The 21,398-nt window shown below is 43.1% G+C and carries 15 protein-coding genes; 8 read left to right on the forward strand and 7 right to left on the reverse strand.

Going from position 1 to position 21,398, the window contains the following annotated elements:
• Nucleotide 1: 1 nt before the first annotated feature.
• On the reverse strand, nucleotides 2–682 hold the full coding sequence (locus EHO59_RS12275; RefSeq protein WP_135588399.1) for an arylesterase: 681 nt from the start codon (nucleotides 680–682) through the stop codon (nucleotides 2–4).
• 102 nt (nucleotides 683–784) lie between these two features.
• On the opposite strand from EHO59_RS12275, the gene EHO59_RS12280 reads away from it, so the two are divergent.
• Nucleotides 785–2,560, forward strand: a complete 1,776-nt coding sequence (locus EHO59_RS12280; RefSeq protein ID WP_135588401.1) for a glycoside hydrolase family 3 protein — start codon at nucleotides 785–787, stop codon at nucleotides 2,558–2,560.
• A complete protein-coding gene (gene hemW / locus EHO59_RS12285; protein ID WP_135588403.1) occupies nucleotides 2,561–3,724 on the forward strand; it encodes a radical SAM family heme chaperone HemW in 1,164 nt (387 codons plus the stop codon).
• Nucleotides 3,725–3,889: 165 nt separating this feature from the next.
• On the opposite strand, the gene EHO59_RS12290 is transcribed toward hemW, so the two are convergent.
• From EHO59_RS12290 to ilvB, 4 genes are all read right to left on the reverse strand, one after another.
• Nucleotides 3,890–5,968 (reverse strand): methyl-accepting chemotaxis protein, encoded by a 2,079-nt coding sequence (locus EHO59_RS12290; protein ID WP_135588405.1) that lies wholly within the window; start codon nucleotides 5,966–5,968, stop codon nucleotides 3,890–3,892.
• 6 nt (nucleotides 5,969–5,974) lie between these two features.
• Complete coding sequence (locus tag EHO59_RS12295; RefSeq protein WP_135588407.1) at nucleotides 5,975–8,050, reverse strand: methyl-accepting chemotaxis protein; 2,076 nt, start codon at nucleotides 8,048–8,050, stop codon at nucleotides 5,975–5,977.
• Nucleotides 8,051–8,238: 188 nt separating this feature from the next.
• Entirely contained in the window at nucleotides 8,239–8,715 is a 477-nt protein-coding gene (gene ilvN, locus EHO59_RS12300) for an acetolactate synthase small subunit (protein ID WP_135588409.1), read from the reverse strand.
• Nucleotides 8,712–10,421 (reverse strand): biosynthetic-type acetolactate synthase large subunit, encoded by a 1,710-nt coding sequence (gene ilvB, locus EHO59_RS12305; RefSeq protein ID WP_210413073.1) that lies wholly within the window; start codon nucleotides 10,419–10,421, stop codon nucleotides 8,712–8,714. Before ilvB ends, ilvN begins: the two co-directional genes overlap by 4 nt.
• Nucleotides 10,422–10,767: 346 nt before the next feature.
• Between ilvB and EHO59_RS12310 the strand changes: the two genes are divergently transcribed.
• Entirely contained in the window at nucleotides 10,768–11,886 is a 1,119-nt protein-coding gene (locus EHO59_RS12310) for a tetratricopeptide repeat protein (protein WP_135588412.1), read from the forward strand.
• A 1-nt stretch (nucleotide 11,887) separates the two neighbouring features.
• Here the strand turns inward: EHO59_RS12310 and EHO59_RS12315 are convergent, their stop codons facing one another.
• Nucleotides 11,888–12,841: a metallophosphoesterase gene (locus EHO59_RS12315; RefSeq protein WP_135588414.1), complete on the reverse strand. Its 954-nt coding sequence runs from the start codon at nucleotides 12,839–12,841 to the stop codon at nucleotides 11,888–11,890.
• Between the two features lie 184 nt (nucleotides 12,842–13,025).
• Between EHO59_RS12315 and EHO59_RS12320 the strand changes: the two genes are divergently transcribed.
• Nucleotides 13,026–13,298 carry a hypothetical protein gene (locus EHO59_RS12320; RefSeq protein ID WP_135589129.1) on the forward strand — a complete coding sequence of 91 codons (273 nt, stop codon included), beginning with the start codon at nucleotides 13,026–13,028 and terminating at the stop codon, nucleotides 13,296–13,298.
• Nucleotides 13,299–13,552: 254 nt separating this feature from the next.
• Here the strand turns inward: EHO59_RS12320 and EHO59_RS12325 are convergent, their stop codons facing one another.
• Nucleotides 13,553–15,556, reverse strand: coding sequence for a helicase (locus EHO59_RS12325; RefSeq protein ID WP_135588497.1), 2,004 nt, complete (start codon nucleotides 15,554–15,556; stop codon nucleotides 13,553–13,555).
• Between the two features lie 192 nt (nucleotides 15,557–15,748).
• Here EHO59_RS12325 and EHO59_RS12330 point away from each other — a divergent pair, with 192 nt between their 5' ends.
• The 4 genes from EHO59_RS12330 to EHO59_RS12345 are packed head-to-tail and all read left to right on the forward strand — an operon-like array spanning nucleotide 15,749 to nucleotide 21,397.
• The gene (locus EHO59_RS12330) at nucleotides 15,749–17,050 is read left to right on the forward strand and encodes an ABC1 kinase family protein (RefSeq protein ID WP_135588499.1); all 1,302 of its coding nucleotides are present in this window, start codon (nucleotides 15,749–15,751) and stop codon (nucleotides 17,048–17,050) included.
• Nucleotides 17,047–17,280: a FeoA family protein gene (locus EHO59_RS12335; RefSeq protein WP_135588501.1), complete on the forward strand. Its 234-nt coding sequence runs from the start codon at nucleotides 17,047–17,049 to the stop codon at nucleotides 17,278–17,280. The genes EHO59_RS12330 and EHO59_RS12335 overlap by 4 nt, the downstream gene beginning before the upstream one ends.
• 3 nt (nucleotides 17,281–17,283) lie before the next feature.
• Nucleotides 17,284–19,428, forward strand: coding sequence for a ferrous iron transport protein B (gene feoB, locus EHO59_RS12340; protein ID WP_135588503.1), 2,145 nt, complete (start codon nucleotides 17,284–17,286; stop codon nucleotides 19,426–19,428).
• Nucleotides 19,429–19,441: 13 nt separating this feature from the next.
• Nucleotides 19,442–21,397 (forward strand): LTA synthase family protein, encoded by a 1,956-nt coding sequence (locus EHO59_RS12345; RefSeq protein ID WP_135588505.1) that lies wholly within the window; start codon nucleotides 19,442–19,444, stop codon nucleotides 21,395–21,397.
• Nucleotide 21,398 lies beyond the last annotated feature (1 nt).

The raw sequence follows: 21,398 nt of genomic DNA on the forward strand, positions 1-21,398 counted from the left end.
TCTATTTCAAAAGTTTCGTCAGGTAAGGTAGTACATCCTTAGCTAAGATCTTATGACCCTCTGCAGTAGGATGGATCCCATCGTTCTGGTTGAGGCTTCTCGTTCCGGCAACCCCTTGTAGTAGAAACGGCATGAGGGTCACCTTCTCCTCTTTGGCAATTTTAGGAAAGACTGCGGCAAATTCTTTTGCGTATTGCGGGCCCATATTCGGAAGGGTCCTCATACCAATTAATAAAATCTTAATAGAAGGGAATTTTTCCCTAGTCTTTCGTATGATCTCTCGCAAGTTCGATTCGGTTGTCTTAGGAGAAACTCCTCGCAAGGAATCGTTTGCACCCAGCTCTAAGACAAACACGTCGAATTTAGAATTCAATACCCAATCCAATCGAGCGAGTCCGCCAGAAGTAGTGTCTCCGCTCACTCCAGCGTTTACATATTCTAGATCCGGATATTTCTTTTGTAATTCTACAGAGGCTAAGTGAACGAAGGATTCCTCTGGACCATTCAAGCCATAACCCGCAGTCAAACTATCTCCGAAAAACAAGATCCTTTTGCCGGAAGTTTTTTGTTCCATCTTAGGAGTGGCTCCCTTTTCCTTCTCGGATGACTCTTGTTTGCATTCGGAAAGGAAGAATAAGAATAATAAAACGCAAATAGAATGGAATATTAACGAACGACTCATTGTTTCTCCTATCCATCGGACCTTCTTACTTGAGGATCGGTCCCGAAAATTCAAGAGTAAGTTCTGCTTTACGAAACTGCATACGACTAGGATCTAGTATGTATGCTCAAGCGTATCTTACTAACCGGCCTCATTGCCGTACTCGTTTTCTTTCTCTTCCATTGGATCAGCCAGTATAGAAGCGAACTACAAGCCCAGGAAATCCAAGATGGAATGTTGCGTCAAGCCGAGGAGATTACTGAAAAGCTAAGTCCGGAGGAATTAGTAGGACAAGTCATCCATGTTGCAATTCCCGCAACTACATTGGACCCAATCGCCAAAAAGGAAATTGAAACGATTAAGCCCGGAGGAGTCATTCTATTCGGAAGAAATCTAGGCTCTCAATCCGAGATCAAAAGCTTAAACTCAGGATTACAAGCAAGCGCATTGGAGAATACTGGGCTTCCCCTTCTTATCTCCGTAGACCAAGAAGGCGGAAGAGTGATCCGAGTGAAGGACGGGGTCACACAATTTCCGGGAGCCATGGCTTTAGGCCAGACCAAGGATGCGGACTTGGCAAAGAAAGTCGGCTTTGTTACTTCGTATCAACTCAGAAAACTAGGTCTCAATTTTTTATTCGCGCCTGATCTAGATATCAATAATAATCCTTTTAATCCGGTAATCAATACCAGATCTCTCGGAAGCAATTTAGAGACAGTCTTGAAAGCTGGGATCGCATTCGAAGAAGGAGCAAGATCCGGCGGATCCATCCCGGTCATCAAACATTTTCCGGGACATGGGGATACGAACGTCGACAGTCATTTAGGACTTCCTAAAATAGAAAAGACTTTAGAAGAATTGAGAGCTTTCGAATTGATTCCTTTTAAGACGGCGATCCAAAACGGTGCCGATGCTGTGATGAGCGCGCATATCGTATATCCTAAGATAGATCCGAATTTTCCTGCCACTCTCTCTTCTAAGATCTTACAGGATATTCTTAGAAAGGAATTTGAATACAAAGGACTTATCATCACCGACGCTATGGAGATGGATGCGATCGACGAGCATTACCAAAAAGAAGATCCAGGTGTTTTAGCACTTCTTGCAGGAGCAGATATCATTCTCATGACCAGCTGGGGAAAAACAACCGAAGCAATGAGAAACCAAATATTAAAGGCTTATAATAAAGGTACTTTAACTAGAGAAGGCAAAGACTTACTAAAAGAAGCAGTCAAACGTCAGATTCTACACAAGTTAAAGTACGGAATCGTTTGGGAATTTTATAAACAAGAAAAACAAGGAAGGGCAGCTACAGCTTTCCCGAAAGATTTTTCCGAAAACCTACAGAAGCATTTCTTAGAACAGGAAAAGAAGAGAGACCTTTCTTTTTCTGAATATAACTCTGAATTTTTGAACCGAGATGTAAGCAGAAAATCCATCGTATCTTTCGCCAAAGGATTTTCTCCGGAGAAGGTTCCTTCTTCTGATACGTTATTCTCCTTAAAAGGAGAGGATTTTTCTTCTGATCTGAAGTCTCGTTCTTTAACAAATCTGGATCTCGCCGGTTTAAAAAAGAAATTAGAGAAGAAGGAAGGAAAAAGAGTGGTCTTGACTTCTTTCACCCAACTAGAATTGGATTTAGCTTCTTCTTTAGCCAAGAAATATTCGAACCTGGAATTTGTAGTGCTTCACTATGGAACTCCTTTCTTGGAATTGCCCGAGATCCAAAATTTAAAAATACTATTTTCCTTCTCTCCTACTCCTGAATCAAAGAAAGCGCTATTGTATTCCGTTTTGGAACGGAAGGATGATATTCCTGTAGTAGATCTGATCTTGAAGCCTAGTATAAAATCTCCTGTTTCGGAAACAGAACAAGAAACTGCAAAGGCGAATCCTTAATTGAAAGATAGATCTCCGGTCATTCAAAAAGTAAATAGGCCGGGGATCTATGTCCATTATCCATTCTGTGTTCACAAATGTAGTTATTGTGATTTCTTCTCGGAAGGAATAGGCTTAGAACCTTCTCCTTTAGAAGGAGATCTATTTTCCAAATACAAGGAAGAATTTCTGACTCGGATCCAGGAATTTCCGAATCGTGAAAATCTGATCTTTGATACCATATTTTTCGGAGGAGGAACTCCCTCCAAAGCCTCGCCAGAAAGATATGCTGATTTTATAAAATTCGTAAAAGAGAATATTCAACTTTCGGAAAGTTCAGAGATTACTCTAGAATGCAATCCGGAAGACATCAGCCCGGATTATCTGAGAGGACTCTATGAAGCTGGGATCAATCGAATCCACGTCGGGATCCAGTCATTCTTGCCCAAGAACCTGAAGTTTTTAGATAGATACTATGATCCGGAGACTTATCCTAAGATCTTAGATACTCTGGCCTCTTCTCCCATCCAAAATTTCGGTGCGGACCTCATGTTCGGAGTTCCAAATCAAACCGAAGAAGAGTTTTATTCGGATGCAGATTCGGTTCTGAAAGCAAATGTCTCTCATATCAGCATTTATGCACTCACTGTCGAAAAAGGCACCGAGTATAGTAGAAGAGTTTCTGCCGGCATTGCGCCTCCTCCTACCGAAGAAGTACAAGAGAATATTTTAAAGCATCTTCCTATTTTTTTAGAAGAGATGGGTTTTTCGCAATACGAGGTCTCCAATTATTCGAAGCCAGGTCTCTATTCTCGCCATAATATGAAGTATTGGACTTACGAACATTATTTGGGAATTGGTCCAGGCGCTCACGGATTCTTGCCGAGCGGTAGATATTCTAATCCACGCAACACGAATGCGTATTTAAAGAAAATGCAATATGATTCCTACGAGACACCTGAGGTTTTCGAAGAGCTTTTAATTTCCTTATTCAGAATCTTCTTGCCGATCGATCTGAGCGGCTTCTTAGATCTGATCCCGAACTATCGAGAAGATCTATTAGAAAAACTTAAAATTAAATCTTCCGAAGGAAAATGCGAACTCGAAGGAAATATTTTCCAATGGAAAAAAGACGCAGTGCTTTTTTTGGATTCTGAGATCTTGGACTTAGCTCAAACGGAATAGAAAATCTAAATTCTAGATTTGCAAACAGTTCCCACATAAAAATGAGGATTTTTTTTCGATTGCAAAGATCAGGATTTTATGATAGAGGAAACGCAGGTTTCTCCCACTGGGGACCCACCTCCACCACCCGATGAGGGTGGGGGCCGCCCGAATCTGCGTTCTCGCCTATCCTTCTACTTGAAATCTCTCGATCAATTTCCCTAATTGTTCCGCCTGCGATTTCACTTCTTCCGAGAACGAAGTCAAATCATCGGCTCCACTTGCGATCTCTTGGGTTCCTTCCGAGATACTGATGATTGTCTTAGTGATCTCATTCGTCGCATTTTTCTGCTCTTGGACCGCTTCTTCAATCTGTATGCTAAAATTCATCAGAGTATTGGAACTCTTCTGGATCTGATTCGTATTCGATTCCTGGGTCTTAACGGAAGCTAAAACCTTGTTTGCGGAAGTCTCGAATTCATTCACACTTCCCTTTAGTTTCTTCAAGATTTGAGAAGCTTCTTCTACCTTTGAGTTTCCATTCGTGACCGCATCGTTCGTGGACTCTACCAATTCTCCGATCTCCTGCACACTGGCAGAAGTCTGAGAGGCAAGCTTTCCGATCTCCTCTGCAACCACCGCGAATCCTTTTCCAGCTTCTCCGGCCCGAGCCGCCTCGATAGCAGCATTCAAAGCGAGAAGGTTTGTCTTCTCGGAGATTTCAGTAATGATAGATAAGATTTCCGTAATTCTAGAGGCGCTCTCTCCAATCTCACCCATGGCGGTGGTGGATGCGATCATAGCATTTTCTCCAGTCACTGCCTGTTTCTTAGATTCGGAAGCAAGATGAACAAGCCCTTGCATTTCACCGTCGATGCTTGCAATCTGCTCTTTCAAACGCAGAGAGTTTCCATCGATCTCCTTCGTATTCTCCACGGCTTTTTCCATGGATTTACCTACGTTTTGAGCAGAAGCAGCGAGCTCTTCCACAGCTGCAGAAGACTCCTCCGCAGCCGAGGCTTGCGTTTGAGCAATATCTGCAAAATTACGGGAAGAAGTGGACATCTCCTCGGACTTAGAACTTAACTTTTGAGAGGAACTTCTCATCTCCTTTACTACGTTCAGAAGATTCTCCCTCATCGAATTCATGGAAGATAATAATGTTCCTATCTCATCCTGCTCCGGATAATCGTTCACCACTACAAGATTTCCCTTTGCAATCTCGTCTGAGAAACCGATCGCCTTCAATAGCCCCGAACTTACCAAACGCTTGAAGATGAGATTCAATGCAATCAGAACAACTACCAATATGATCAACGCAGAAAGTGCGCTCTCTAAGATAATCTCTCCAATGTTTTCATAATATACCGAATTTGGAATATTGACTAGGAGAACCCAATACTTAGGATCTTTTCCTATATGAAATGGAAAATAATAACCGGTATTTCCACTGCCTTCGAAAGTGAATCGTTTGCCCTTATCTACATTTTCAAGATAATATTTCAGTTCCCCTTCATTCGGGATTTTCTTACCAAGTAATTCCGAATTGTCTCCATTCACCGCATACAAGCCTGTTGGAGAAATAAGAGCGATATAACCCTTTCCTCGAAAAGGTTTCTTCTTCCCAAGTCTTTCTTGCAAGAAATGAAGATCCAGATCCAAGCCTGCCGCACCATAAAAATGTCCCGGCATGCTGACAGGGACTACAAGAGAGATCATTTGCACTTGCATCCCATTCACTGGATACGTATAAGGTCCGACTACAGTAGGTTTATCCGTCTTCTTCGGAATCTGATAGAAATCTCCGGACCCATCCGTATTGTCATAACCGATCACCGGTTCCAGATCAATTTGGGTCACGGCCTTAGCTCGATTTAAGTATGGAATAAACCGTCCTGTCGCATCATGACCTGGAGCATTCCTATATTGAAGGTCCTTACCGTCATACGCGTTCGGTTCATAGCAAAGCCACATTCCGAAATAGTCTTCGTTTCTCTTTAATACCTCTGTTAGAGCCTGAATGATCTGCTCCCTAGGAGGAGCAGCGTATATTAAAGGCATGCGAAAGCCTCGGAGCAAACCCATAAGAGTGTTCAATTGCTCCATGACCTCGAAACTCCATCTTTCAGCAGTAACGTCGGAACTCTGCTCTACCTCTTCTCTCAAATTCTGATAAGCAGAATAAGAATTATAGGCAGCGAGTATCGAGAATGCTACGAATAAGATGATCGATATATAAAGAGAAATCCGAATTCGAATACTCATGTATGCTTAACTTACCTTGAATCTTCCAATTAAATTAGATAACTGCTCCGATTGACCATGCATGTCACCGGAGAATGTAGTTAGATCATCCGCTCCGCTCGCGATCTCCTGAGTTCCCTCGGAAATACTTACGATCGTTTTAGTGATCTCCTCTGTTGCCCTTCTCTGCTCGGACACTGCCTCTTCGATCTGCAAGCTGAAGGTCATAAGACTATTCGCACTTTCCGCAATATCCTTCGTATTGTCTTCTTGGGTCTTGACTGAAACGAGAACTGCCTTTGCGGACTTATCGAATTCGTCCACTCTCTCTTTGATCCTCTGCAGTATGTTTGCGGCCTCGCCCATTTTAGCGTTTCCGTCCATCACTGCATTGTTTGTGGAATTAACCAAGCCGCTGATCTCTTGCACACTGGTAGAAGTTTGAGACGCTAGTTTGCCGATCTCTTCTGCCACCACTGCGAATCCTTTTCCTGCCTCTCCCGCTCTTGCAGCTTCGATAGCTGCGTTCAACGCAAGTAAGTTTGTCTTTTCGGAAATCTCAGTGATCAAGGACAAGATCTCATTGATCCGAGAAGCACTGTCTCCGATCGCTCCCATGGCTTTGTTAGAAGTAGTCATCGCCGATTCACCTGTTACCGCTTCCTGTATGGAAGAAGCAGCCAGACTCACAAGGCCTTGCATCTCTGAATTGATACTTGCGATTTGCTGTTTCAAAAGAACCACGTTTCCGTCGATCTCTCTCATACTAGAAACTGCCTTCTGCATAGACTTACCTACGTTTTGGGCAGAAGATGCGAGCTCCTCAACTGCAGCAGAGCATTCCTCCGCAGCAGATGCCTGAGTTTGAGCCACATCTGAGAAATTTCGGGAAGAAGTCGCCATCTTCTCCGCTGTTCCGGCTAACTTAGTAGTTGAGTTCGTTATTTCTCGAACCACATGAAAGAGATGCTCTCGCATCGTATTCATTGCAGATAATAGAGCGCCTATTTCATCCTTTCTTTCATAAGAAGAAGCAGCTAAAAGATTTCCTTTTGCTATCTCTTCTGAGAAACCAATCGCCTGGAGAAGACCAGCAGAGATCAATCTCTGGAAAATAAAATGTAAAACGATTACGATCAAACTCACGATCGCTAAGGAAGAAATCGCATTCTGGAGCAATACGCTAACTAACTCTTTGACAAAGATCGAATCAGGAATGCTGATCTGCATGATCCATTGCTTCTGGCCTTTACCGATCTTGAACGGAAAGAAATGATGAGTGTATCCATCCGATTCGAATACAAAACGATTATGACCTTCGGAATTTTCCTGAACTAATTTGAATTCGTCCGGATTCGGGATCGGCTTTCCAACAAGAGAAGGATCTCCTCCATTCGCTGCATAGATTCCTTTGGGAGAGATCAAAGCTAGATATCCTTCTCCTCGGAAAGGCTTGATATTCCCCATAGTCTCTTGCAGTTGAGCAGTGGTGATATCCATTCCGAGTACTCCCCAGAATTTGCCTTTATTACTGACCGGTACACAGAGTGATACCATGAGAACTTGCTTACCACCTGCAAGATACAGATACGGATCCGTCACTAGAGGCTCTAAGGTCTTTTTAGGGACCTGATAAAAATCGGCAGCTGAATCAGTTCCTTCATAATTCGTGGAAGGTTCTATGACTGCTTCTCCACTCTCCTTGACGGAGTGGACGTAGGTCACAAATCTTCCGCTAGCGTCATGACCCTTTGTATTCTTGAATTGATTGTCTAACCCGTCGAAGGCATTCGGTTCGTAAACAGCCCACATCCCGAACCATTTGGAGTTCCTTCTCAGGATCTCTTGCATCGTATCCACGACTTCCTGTCGCTTCGGATTGGAGAAGATCAGGAGCATGCGGAAGCCTCGAGCCATTCCCATGGCGGAGTCCAGATAATCTTTTACTTCGTAAGTATATCTTTCCGCGCTCAAAGCGGAACCAGATTCGATTTCAGCGTGAAGGCTTCGATAGGAGATAACGGAGTTGATCGCCGTCAAAATCGCAAAACCTAAAAATAGTACGAGAGAAAGGTATAAAGAGATGCGAGTTCGAATACTCATAAGAGGGAATTAGAATAGGAGAATCTTAATTTAGGAACAAAAAAATTCTTTCTGGATACGAAATTGTAAAAAAGAAAGAATCGCGATTTGTAACAAGGGATCGAAATCGATTTTCGGATCTTCTGTCTCTAAAAACGCGTCAGATAGATCCGCTGAGTAGCAATTTACTACACTTTTGTAACAACTCTTTACGATCTGTAGCGTAGAGCGATCTGTCCGGTGCGAGCGATTTCCTCGATTCCGTATTTTTGCATCATTTCGAGGAAATGATTCACTTGTCTGGTGTTTCCGGAGAATTCAATCGTAAAGGTAGTTTTAGTGAGATCCGCAATTCTCGCCTGAAATACTTCACAAATGGAAATGATCTCGGTCCGATTCGCATCCGAACATTGCACCACTACAAGGACAAGTTCCCGGCTGATGCAATCATGATAGGCTAGATCTTCTACATCGATCACGTCAGGCAGCTTCAGTAGCTGGCGTTTGACCTGCTCTACTACGGAATCATCCCCTTTCACGACGATCACCATGCTGGAAATCTCAGGATTGTCCGTTACTCCCACAGCGATGGAATCTATATTATAACTTCTCCGAGTAAAAAGGCCGGAGACATGGCTCATGACACCGGGATGGTTGTTCACCAGGATCTTAAGTATATGTTTCATTTCTTACCAGTTCGGATTGCGTCCGAAAATTCTATCATGTCCTTTTGGGATTTTCCTGCCGGGATCATAGGGAACACCTTCTCCTCTGCAGGGATCATTACTTCTAAGATTCTTGCCTCGTCTCCTTCTAAGAAGAATTCGATTGCCTTGTCTATTTCGGATTTCGTAGCGACCCTCATTCCTTTGATGGAATAAGCCTCTCCTAATTTCACGAAGTCAGGATTATAATTCCACTCGGACTCCGAGAATCTCTCCTCGTAGAATAATTCCTGCCATTGCCGGACCATTCCTAAGAAGTTATTATTGAAGATCAGTATCTTCACTCCCTTCTTATACATGGCTATGGTCGCAAGCTCTTGTATGTTCATCTGGATAGAACCGTCACCCGAAACACAGATCACTGTGCTATTCGGATTTCCGAACTTAGCTCCTATGGCTGCGGGAAGACCGTAACCCATGGTGCCCAGTCCTCCCGAGGTAAGCCATTTATTGGCTTCGTCAAAAAGATAATACTGAGCGGCCCACATTTGGTGTTGTCCCACATCCGTGGAAACGATCGCCTTTCCCTTACTCTTCTCGAATAGTTTTTGCAAGAATGCTTGTGGCTTGATCGAATCCGAAGAATCGTCGAACTCTAGTGGATGGTTTTTTCGGATCGTATCCAGATATTCCAACCAGGAAGATCTGTCCACCTTCTCCACCTTAGGGATCAACACTTTTAAGACTTCTTTCAAGTCCCCGTGTACGATATGATCCACGGAAACCCTTTTATTGAATTCGGCGGTATCGATATCGATATGTGCTCGTACCGCATTCTCCGCAAACTCTCCCGGTTTAGCTACTCGGTCGTCGAATCTGGCTCCCAAATTTAGAATATAATCACATTCTAATACAGCTTTATTAGCATAAGCTGTTCCGTGCATTCCCAACATTCCGACTGCAAGCTTATGAGTTCCGGGGAAGGCTCCGATTCCCATCAGAGTTGTGGTGACAGGAATATTTCCCTTCTCCGCAAGTTCTCTGATCTCTTTGGAAGCATTTGCGTTGATCGCCCCTCCTCCTACATAGAGAAGAGGACGCTTCGCCTTATTCAAAGCGGCTGCAAACGCATCCAAGTCTCCACCGATCGGAGGCTTTTGGTAATGGCGAGGATTGATCTTTAATTTGGAAGACTTGCGCACATTCGTGAGTTCCGTCTGAACGTCTTTTGGAAAATCCAAGAGCACTGGTCCGGGTCTTCCACCTAATGCGATTAGAGTTGCCTCTTCGAAATGTCTTGCGATATCGTCTGCGGATTTGATAAGAGCATTGTATTTTGTGATCGGGATCGTGATGCCGTAAATATCAGCTTCTTGAAAAGCATCGGTGCCAATCGCATTCGTAGCCACCTGACCTGTAATGGCGAGGATCGGTACGGAATCTAGTCTTGCATCGGTTAGGCCGGTGACTAAGTTGGTTGCGCCTGGACCGGAAGTCGCAATGCAAACTCCAAGTTTGCCTGTGGATCTCGCATAACCTTCTGCCATGTGGATGGCTCCTTGTTCATGGCGAACAAGGATATGTTTAATCTTAGTACTTTTATAAAGTTCGTCGTAAAAAGGTAGGATGGCGCCGCCTGGATATCCGAAAACGATATCTACTCCGTATTCTTCCAGGAGTTCGACCATCAATCGAGCGCCCGTGATCTTTGCTTCACTTTTCGACATCTTTTCCTCGTCAGAATCCATTCCAAGCGAAGGAAGGGCCTTGTCAAGGAGGTTCCCCTTTCCAACAAGCGGGTCAGACTCAGGCTCACATTGCAGTGCAAAATGTTCGGATCCGTATCGCATGTGGGAGGTCCTACACTTTGGTCGAGATTGTCCCTATAACTTTCACATTATTTTATGAAGCAAAGCACCCAAATTCACGATTTTTTTGCGATTTCAAATTTTCTTTACGGATTTAGTACCAAGGAAAACCTTTACTCATCCGTCCAAGTATTATATTAAATAAAAAATTGAGTAGAGTGCTGTGCTGGACTTTGCTATAAATTAAAAAGGAACCTTCGGTCCTATGAACGAACCCATTGAAAAAACCCAAACCGGAAAGGAAGAAGATGATTCGCATTTTGCTCAGATCAAGAGCTTGGCAAAAGAAGCGTACCGTTTTTTAGATAGCAGACAGTGGGATAAAGCCGAATCCAAATTAAAGGAACTGCTTGCAAAAGAGCCCACCAACACATACGGATTAGTTGGAATGGGTGATCTCCATTTCAAGCGCAAAGAGTTCCGACAAGCCCTCGAATTTTATAATCGTTGTATCAAGGAAGATTCTTCCAACAAATTCTCCCTCATGGGTCTCATGAACTGTTATCGTGAGATGAACCTGCTCAATCGTGTCATCGAAGTCGCTGAAGAGTACAGACATATCACGATAACCGACGCTTCTATCTTAAGCAGGGTCGCAGACGCACATAGAAAACTTAAAAACTTCAAAGAGTCTGAAGTGTACTATATGCAGGCTCTTCAGATCAATCCGAAAGACCAATACGTGATTGTAGGCCTCGGACACCTATTCTTCGCGTGCCAGAGATACAAGGACGCGATCAGCTGGTGGGAAAAACTATTAGTCATTCAACCAGATAATATTAAGATCCTCACGGAGATAGGTAACAGCTATCGTAAGATCAAGGACTTTGATGAAGCGATCCGTTATTATAGAAGAGCAGCAGACTTAGATCCTAGAAACTTCTTCGCACTGTACGGTTTGGCAGAATCGTATCGAGGTAAGAAAGATTTCCGCAAAGCCAACGAATTCTGGGAAAGGATTTTGGAATTCGATCCGGACAACAAACTTATCATCAACAGATATGCAGACAGCTTGCGAGGAATGGGAGAGTTCGACAAGGCTCTGGAATGCTTCAACCGTATCCTTTCAGAAGGAGAAGATTATTTCGCGTTACTCGGAAAAGCTTCTTCCTTAAAGATGAAGGGAGCGAGAGATAAGGCAGAAGAGATCTATCTGGATCTTCACAAGAAATTCCCTATGGATCCTCGTCCAGTTGTAGAGCTTTCCGAATTGTATTCCGATATGGGCAAACGAGACGATGCAATCAAATTGTTAAACGACTTCCATAGAAAGCAGCCTCTAAACGAAGAAGTAAAACAGAAATTGGATTCTTTCTCGGAATAATCTAGATCTCTAAACACCTATTCTTTTCCCTCTCCAAGAAATCAGGGAGAGGGAAAATTTCGTCCCTTCCATTCTTTAAAAATATAGCTTCCGCCTCCCAATACGCATTCTTTCGAGTGAGTTCGATATGATGATGCCAGATATTGCCATTCTTATCCTTAAAGATCCTCGGGACCCTCGCAGCATTAATGAACAAGATCCCGTCTTTCCTTACCTTCCAGATCCGAGAACCTCTTTTGCCATTTCGAGAAGAATGATGCATGTGACCCGCGATCACAACTTTAGGCTTTCTATTTAAAGAAGAAGACACCGAAAGAAAATCTCCCAGGTCCTCATCTCCGAAGTCCCCTTCTTCTTTTTTGAAATCACAACCCCAGATGTCTTTGGCCTTAGAGCCGAGTCCGGTTGGTCCGTTATGAGCAAGAACGATGAGATCTCGACTATTTAGATCTACCTTCTCCGCAAGTGAGACTAACTTCTCTTTTGATTCTTGCATGGAAGAAATCCCGTACTTCCTTTGAATATAAGGAAGAAAACTTATACGAGAACCCATTGCAAGAGGTCTCGCACCTAAAAGACTTACACCTGGAATTTCGTCTTGGATGGAATAACCTAAGATTCGAATAGGAGCCAGATTCTTTTCTAAAACCTGTAGTCTTCTTTCCAAAAGGAAAGTATCTAAGCGGGGCTTGTAGGAACTCCAACCGAAAATTTCTGCGAGTCTTGCTAGGATGGAAGGTCCATCATTATTCCCCGGAATGAGAAAGCCAGGCTTTGAAACCTTAGAAATTCTTTTTGCAATCGAAAGGCAGCTTCGAGCCGAGATGGTTCCCAGATCACCGGTAAAGACCAAGGCATCATAATCACTTTCCGAAAAAAATCGGGTGTCCGAAGAATTCCAGAAACCATGTACGTCCCCAACTAACGCGATCTTCAGATCATTTTTCTCGGCCAAATTCACATCCCCTAACCCTTTGTAGTAAGGTTCCGAATGAAAAAGAAGAAAATTTTCAAGTGGGATAAAGCGAAATTTGGAAAAGCCTAGGTCGGTGAACCTCCATATCCACACTCGCAGGGAAGAAACATAAATTCTCAGAATCTCCTTGATTTTTAAGGAAACGCCTGTAACTTGCGCTTATATGGAATGGGAAAAGATTTTGCGGGACTCGGTCCGGGATGGTTCAATTAAGGAATTGTATCTCCGAAGAGTTCCGACCCTGAAAACCTGCGACGACTGGAATAAGGTAAAAGAAATCGGCCTAATCGACCATAAGACCAAATATGCCCATTACAAAGGCGGACTAGTCAAATTCGGCGAAGGACTCTTCTTTGTAAGCGAAGAAAGACTGCAGGCTCTGGCACCTTTCCGCAAATGGGAATTCAAGACTAAGATCAAAGTCTCTCCTGAGTGAGCTTACAACCGAGCTTTTCACTCAGAAACTAGTTCCCACATCCATCTTTTGCACTTGCAAGATTTGCGTTTTTCTGATATAGGGAAATCGCTTCTCCCACAAGCCACTCCCCCCGATCCCGAGATGGGTGGGGGCCGCTTAATTCAATTTGCTCAGTTGAAAATTTTGATTCACTTCGCTCATTAGCCCTGTTCTGCGAGCCGTAGAGAGCTGAACAGCATTCACAATAATTCCCGGTTTTCTCTAAGGGACGATTAGCGAGTTAGGTTAATGATCAGGTTGAGTTTTTCAGCGACTGTGATCACGTCCTGGACTCTTGTTTTATCTACAAGAACCGCAGTAGGACCGATCTCATCCAACACGATCTTCTTGCCCTTGATCTGACCAAGCAAAAGTTCCATCACGTTCTGATCCTTGGTGCGAACAAGAACACAATCTTCAGCAACTTCTACCACAGGCAAATTGCCACCCCAATCTTCCAACAAGAAGAGAAGGTTTTGCGCAAGTTCTGCCTTGCTAGATGCCTTTAAGAAATCCACAAACTCGTTTGTCTTATATCCGAGCAAGATACCGAGTTGGTATGCTTCCTTGGTAAGAACGAAAGTATAAACACGATCGTAGTCTTTGAGTTCGGTGAATGCCTTTAATAGATGAATTCCGTAGATAGATACTTTCTCCGGGAATGCGATCACGGAGAAATCCGGGTTGATAGTGATACCACCCTTCTCCGTAGAATTGGACAATTCTCCGGTTTGGAAGAAATATTCTCCCAACTTGGAAAGATTCAGGAATCGGTTCGGGTATTCCACTTCCAAGAGACCGAACAAATGCAAGTAGAAGATCGCACTCATGATCTCTTTACGCAGATCCGCCAGATCAGTTTGGAAATTCTTGGTCCTAAATCCTGGGCTAAAAATCAGATGTTCTCTGATAATATTAGAGAAGATAACGGAAAGATGAATCCTCTTGGACTTGATGATTAGGTTCACACATTTGTCCAGGATCATCTTATCATAGAAAGGCATCTCCGTAGGTTGGAAAACCTCGGGAGGATTGACCCTCTTCATTCTCGCCTCGTTCACCTCATGGATGACGAGTTTCATGATCTCAAAGATGTCTTTGCTTAAGAAACCTTCCAGATCTCCTCTCAGAATGATATTTTCCCCTTTGATATCTGCTAGATTCAAAAGTTTTAATATAGGAAGGATCAGCTCCATTTGATAGATCTGACTCTTCTCCGGGAAGATACTGATATCTGGATTTAATAGTTCTTGTTCTGTGCGTTTATGATCCGCTTGCTTTACCTTGCCAGACTTAGCAAGCACGAGTCCCTTTCTGCTGATATAAGAGAGAAGTTTCTTCGTATTCAGGAAGAAATCCAACTCGTTCGTTGCGATCTTTTCCTGTCTCTGGCGAGTTCCCTTCTTAACGGAAGGAAGGATCGGATTATTTTGGATGTATTTTAAAAGTTCATCTGGAAGAGCAAAGATTCGAACAAACTTCTCTTCTACAAAGCAAACATCTGCAACAAGACCTTTTTCGACTAGTGCCGGAATGATTGCCTCGTATTTGCCTCTGCCCATGACGATAAAACTGCGAATATCGTCTGCGTCAGCAGCTCCACCGCTCAGATAGATCCGGATAAGTGTATCCCTCTCCAATTCGCTTAACGATAGGAGTGATGCCTCATACGCCTCAGGAGAGGTAGCATGAGTGATGAACTTACGAATGCTGTCTATTTTGGCCGGAGCCTTGACTGCCTTCTTCCATTCTGCAGAGATATCTGTTAGCTTTTTGCGTTCTAAAAGCTTCTCTACGGAGACTTTGTATTTGTCTCCTTTGAGATTTTGCTCCAAAGAGACCAGAGAAGCCAATTCCTCATAAGCATGATACTTATCCAGGTTATTGGTTAATCTTTCTCTATTCTTTCTTTGGTAGACTAAATGATATTTGCGGAGAAGGTTTAACTCCATCTCCACGTTGATTGGGGGAATATTTACTTTACGGGAGATCTCTCCGAGAGTGAGAACATTCTTATTCTTCAATATAGAAGTATAGATATTCACCTGGAGAATAGTCAGCTTTTCTAGAACTCCTTTTAGAAAGAATTCATCTAGAAAACTATCATAAAGGAACTTAACGTTCTTATTTTTTTCTTTGAACGGGAGCTTGGGAATGTTCCAGAGAGAGGCGGTCTTCTTTAGGTCGTTCAGTTCGAGTTTTTCTAATTCTTGCAATAAAACCGATTCGCCGCTCATACCACTGACCGAATATATCGTTCGAAAGCCATCCTCTAATTCTCGCCGCTCCCGTAAACCAAAATACGGTTTTTCGGCAGAAGCTTGTTGGATAGACCCAAGTGACTCTTGGTCGGTTCCTTCCCCGAATCGAGGGAAAAAGCTTTCGATTTGGATTGTCCTCTTCTATCTATCTACTAATTTGGAACTGAAATGTCGGGATTTTTTAATCAGATCAAACAAGGGGTAAATAGTGCCGCCAGAATGGTCGCGAGCAGCTACGTATTCTCTTCCAAGACCCTTCTTCTCTTAAAGGATCTGGCTGTAGGAGGTACTACATCCGAAAATATTCCCGTACGACTTAGGGAAGCTTTCGAAGAGTTAGGTGCAACCTATATCAAACTCGGTCAATTTATTGCCTCTGCGCCTTCTTTATTCCCGCAAGAGATTGTCACCGAAATGCAAAAATGTTTGGATTCCGTCCGACCCATTCCCTTCTCCGAAGTTCAAAAAACTTTAAAGAAGGAACTAGGAAGGGATTATATGTCCTTATTCCAAAGCATAGATCCTGTGCCAATTGCCTCCGCTTCCATCGCCCAAGTGCATTCTGCAGTCACAAAAGATGGCTTGGATGTGGTACTCAAAGTCCAGAGACAGGATATAGAGACCGCTCTCGGCGCCGACTTGAACCTGCTTTATTTGGCTTCGAAACTATTTGAGATCTTCGTTCCAGGCTTGAATCGCTCCGGACTTTCCGAGATGGTAGGCATGTTCCAAAGCTCCATTTTAGAAGAGATCGATTTCGAGAAAGAAGCCGCCAATATAGAAGAGTTTGAAAAATATCTATTGAATGCGGGAGAGACCAGAGCAAGGGTCCCTAAGGTCTATAAAGAATTGAGTACAATGAAAGTACTGACCATGGAGCGCTTTTATGGCGCCCCAATCACGGACGAGCTATCTCTTCGCAAATTCACGTCTGATCCGTCCAAGACGCTTTCAGACGCTTTAGAGATCTGGTTCTCGACTCTTTCCAAGTCCGGCTTCTTTCATGCGGATGTACATGCAGGAAATCTAATGATCCTTAGGGACGGTAGCGTAGGCTTTATCGATTTCGGTATCGTAGGCAGAATCTCCTCCAAGGTTTGGGAAGGTCTCATGATCTTTTTAGAAGGTCTGGCATTGAATCGTACGGACAGGATCGCAAGCGGCCTTGTCCGAATGGATGGAACTGCCCAAGGAGTCGATGAGAAGAAATTAGCTGCAGATCTCGAAAAGGTCTTTGGTCAAATGAGCAAGATGGTCATGGACATCCAAATGGGAGAATTGGAAGCATTCGACGAACAAAAGATGAACGCGATCCTATTCGAATTCAGAGATATTTCCAATCGAAACGGACTTAAGATCCCTAAAGAATTCGGTCTCTTGATCAAGCAGATCCTATACTTCGATCGTTATATAAAATCCTTTGCTCCGGAATTGGATCTGATCCGAGACAGAGAAAAATTCATTCGATGAAAACATTATTATTTCAATTAGAAGCGGGAGAATCAGGGATTATCGCTAGGGTAAAAAACGAATCCGGAAAGACTGGGCTCGTTCGAAATCTTTTTGATATGGGATTTCTCCCGGGAACACAGGTCACAGTGCTACAAAAATTTCCGGAACAAGAAAAGATGGTCGTAAAACTCGGATTAGTACAATTAGCGATCCGTAAATTAGAGGCTGATCTTTTGGAACTTAACTGATCTATGAAACTATTTCCTTCCAATGTATTAGAAAAATCTGATGATTCAACCGAATCGATCCGAGTCCTTCTCACCGGAAATCCAAACTGCGGAAAATCCACATTATTCAACGGGCTCACGGGACTCAGACAGAAGACAGGCAATTTTCACGGAGTAACCGTCGAAAAAGCAGAGGGAAATATTCATACAGAACAAGGAAGTGTTTCTCTCATAGATCTTCCCGGGGCATATAGCTTAGGGGGAGAATCAGAAGATAAGCAGGTTACCACTCGACTCCTTCTATCCAGAAGCAAGGAAGATCGTCTACTATTCGTATTAGATGCAGTCGCGGTAGAGAGAGGATTACAATTCCTATTACAAATTTCTAACTTAAAAATCCCTATGTTTGTAGCGGTCACAATGAGAGATGCATTGGAGAAGAAGGGAGTAAAACTGGATCTAAACGTTCTATCCAAAGCGTTCGGCGTTCCATTCTTCTTCGTGAATCCTAAAACAGGCGAAGGCGTAGACTCTCTGAAAGAAGTTCTCGTGCAAGAGACTACATATAAAATCCCTGACCCTGACTTTTCCCTAGACAAAAAAAGGTCCGCATTGATTGGATCCATCCTTTCTAAACTTTCTTCTTCCGACCAAGACTCATTGCAATTCATTGTGGAGAATTCTTTAAAGGAATTCAGTGGAGAAACCTTGCAGACAGGGCTGCCAGGACAAAGCTTTCTTCCGGAAAAAGTAAGACAACTCGCCTTCTCCGAATGGGAAAAGTCCGGATTGCAATTTTCTTATGGAGATGAACTCGTCCAAAGATCTATATGGATCAAAAAGCTTCTATCTAAAGCGATCTCAGGAAAGGAGACTTTAGAAAAAGGAATATTAGGATTTGCAGATAAACTTCTATTGCATCCTGTCTGGGGACTAGGGATCTTTCTTGCCCTTATGGCCTTAGTATTCCAATTTCTATTTACTTGGTCGGAAGTCCCCATGGATTGGATAGAAGGCCAAATCTCCAATCTTGCCGAATGGGCGGGAGCCTTCCTTCCAGAAGGTCCAATCCGATCTCTTGTCCAAGAGGGAATGATCGGAGGAGTCGGAGCAGTCTTAGTATTCATCCCACAGATTAGCTTACTTTTCCTTTTTATCGGGATCATGGAAGAAAGCGGTTATATTGCAAGGGCTTCCTTTCTAATGGACCGCTTCATGGGAAAATTCGGACTTTCCGGTAAATCCTTTATCCCTTTGTTGTCGAGTGCCGCCTGCGCCGTTCCTGCGATCATGGGAACAAGAACCATAGAAAATAAATCGGATCGACTCACGACTATCCTAGTCTCTCCTCTCATCACATGCTCCGCAAGATATCCGGTTTACATTTTAGTAATAGGCACAGTCTTTTCTTCGAATCCTGTATTCGGTATTTTCTCTCCTAAAGTACTAGCGTTATTCTCTCTCTTTCTTTTAGGAATGTTTGCCTCCATGGGCGCAGCGTTCATTTTCAAAAAAACATTTTTTCTTTCTGAGCCTTCGTACTTTCTAATGGAGCTTCCCAGATACCAATTGCCTTCTCTGAGAAGCCTCTTCTTCACAGTATATAAGAAGATCAGAGCATTCGTTTTGAATGCAGGAAAGGTAATACTCTTCATCTCCATTATCTTATGGTTTTTAGCCAACTATCCGAGAGTAGAAGGATCTAAAACTGAAGGACTCACTGCTGCCCAAACCAAATCTATTCAGATCTCAGAATCATACGCAGGAAGAATGGGAAAGGCAATGGAGCCTGTGTTAGCCCCGATCGGATTCGGATGGAAAATGGGATTAGGGATCATCACTTCATTTGCAGCAAGAGAAGTAATGGTATCCACTCTCTCCATTGTTTACGGAGTACAGGGAGAAGATTCCGAGGATGAAAACTTAAGAAGTGCACTCCGAAATGATAAGGATCCGAGCACAGGAAAACCGATCTGGACCATAGCAAGCGCACTTAGTCTTCTGATTTTCTTCGCATTCGCTTGCCAATGCATGTCTACACTTGCGGTAGTTAAGAAAGAAACAAATTCCCTATTCTGGCCGTTTTTCTTATTTACATACATGACAATTCTTGCATATTGTTCCGCCTTCCTAGTATTTCACGTTTCGAAATTTCTAGGCTGGAATTAATTCCGAGGAAAATATGAAAAAAATCCCAGGGAACCTGCGTATTATCGCGTTCTACTCTTTTTGTTTTCTAAGCTTACTCACAATCTTCCGTTTTGCACTCTTATTCATCTACTACTCTAAGATCGGAAATTCTTCTCTATCTGAGATCATCATTTCCTTTATCATAGGAATCCGGTTTGATCTATGCGTAACGGCAATTGTGATCGGACCTTCTTGGATCTTATCCTCTTTCTATTTCCCGAATCGTTGGAAATCCTACAGATATATTTGGGGAATTCTACCTATTCCCCTCTTTCTTTGGATGACCGGACATTTAATCGGAGACACGATCTATTTCGGAGAGGCAGACAAACACCTTGGCTACGAAGGATTTGTGTTCTTAGGAAAGGACCTTCTCATCTTAATCGAAGCAGGAATTAAGAACGATACGTTAAAGGTTGTCTTAGGCCTGATTGGAATCGCAATCGGGCTTCCTGGACTAATTTATCTTTTCTTAAAATATAACGGGTATGAATTCATACAAGAGAATAAGAAGAAGGAACTCTTACAGATCCCGATTTCCATTCTGTTAGTCTTACTATTATTCAGAGGAGGTTTGCAGGCGAGGCCTCTTCGTTCTACCGACGCAATTCATTCTGAAAACGGATTCTTGAACAATCTGCCTTTAAACGGCGTATTTACAACTCTAATGGATCTGAAGTCCAAGTCCATCATTCCAGAACTGCAAATGGGTAGAGAAGAAGCCATTCAGATCGTGCAAAAGCAAATCGATTACCCAGAGGCAAAATTTATCGATCCGAATTTTCCTATATTAAGAGAAACGAATGAAACCAGAAAAGGCGCCCCTCCTAATATAGTCCTGATCTTACTAGAAAGTTGGACTGGAAAATTCCTAAAACCGAATGGAGACGGGATCGTAGGAGGAAAAGAACTGGCTCCGAACTTCAATGAACTTGCAAAGCAAGGTAGATATTTCTCTCACTTCTTTGCAACCGGAGGAAGGACGGTAAACGGACTCATGTCAGTATTAACAGGGGTTCCGGATCGACCCGGAATCACAGTGGTGAGAACCCACCAGGCATTGGGAAATTTCGGCGGATTAGGATCGATCCTAAAGGGACTCGGATATTCTACCTACTTCGTGCATGGAGGAGATGTAGGATTCGATAATATGAGTTTTCTATTTCCTCATTGGGGTTTCGATACGATTGTTGGCAGAGAAGAAATCGCAAAAACGAATCGATACCAAGCCGGCGCCTGGGGATTTTATGATGGAGATGTGCTTGAAGAACTAAATAGCACATTAAAAAATTCTAAAGCACCTTTTGCCGCAGTAAGCTTAACACTTACGACTCATTATCCCTACCAGGTTCCTGAGACTCAAAAGGATCTATATCCAGAGTCCCTAAAAGATGCCGATTACTTTAATACCTATCATTATGCGGATGAGGCGTTAGGTAAATTTATTCGAAAGGCAAAATCCTCTCCTTATTTCGAAAACACGATCTTCATTTTCGTTGCGGATCACACTCATCACAGAGATTTGAATCCGTTTGAGGATAGAAATATTCCCCTACTCATCTACTCGCCCAAATATATCAAACCGGGTGTGGATACTCGGATCTCTTCTCAGCTAGATATACTGCCGACTATTCTGGGATTGGTTGGTAAGAAAGCTAAGTTTTCCGCCTTCGGAAAAGATCTCTTTTCCTCCAAACCTGAACCAGCAGCCTCGTATTTTGCTTTTTCGAGTGTGATCGGTTGGATTGAGAAGGAGCATGCTTTATACAGATCGACGGAAGGAGATCTGAAAGAAGTTTTTCCGATGCCTTGGACAACAAACAAGACCAAATGTGCTGCGATCCCTAGCACCTGCGATGATTACGAAAGAAAGGCGAAGGCTTTCTTAAATCTTAGCTATGAACTTTTGAACTCAAATCGAATTTTTCCTGAAAATGAAAAACAGTAAG

The sequence above is a fragment of the Leptospira semungkisensis genome, assembly GCF_004770055.1.
Lineage (GTDB): Bacteria > Spirochaetota > Leptospiria > Leptospirales > Leptospiraceae > Leptospira_B > Leptospira_B semungkisensis.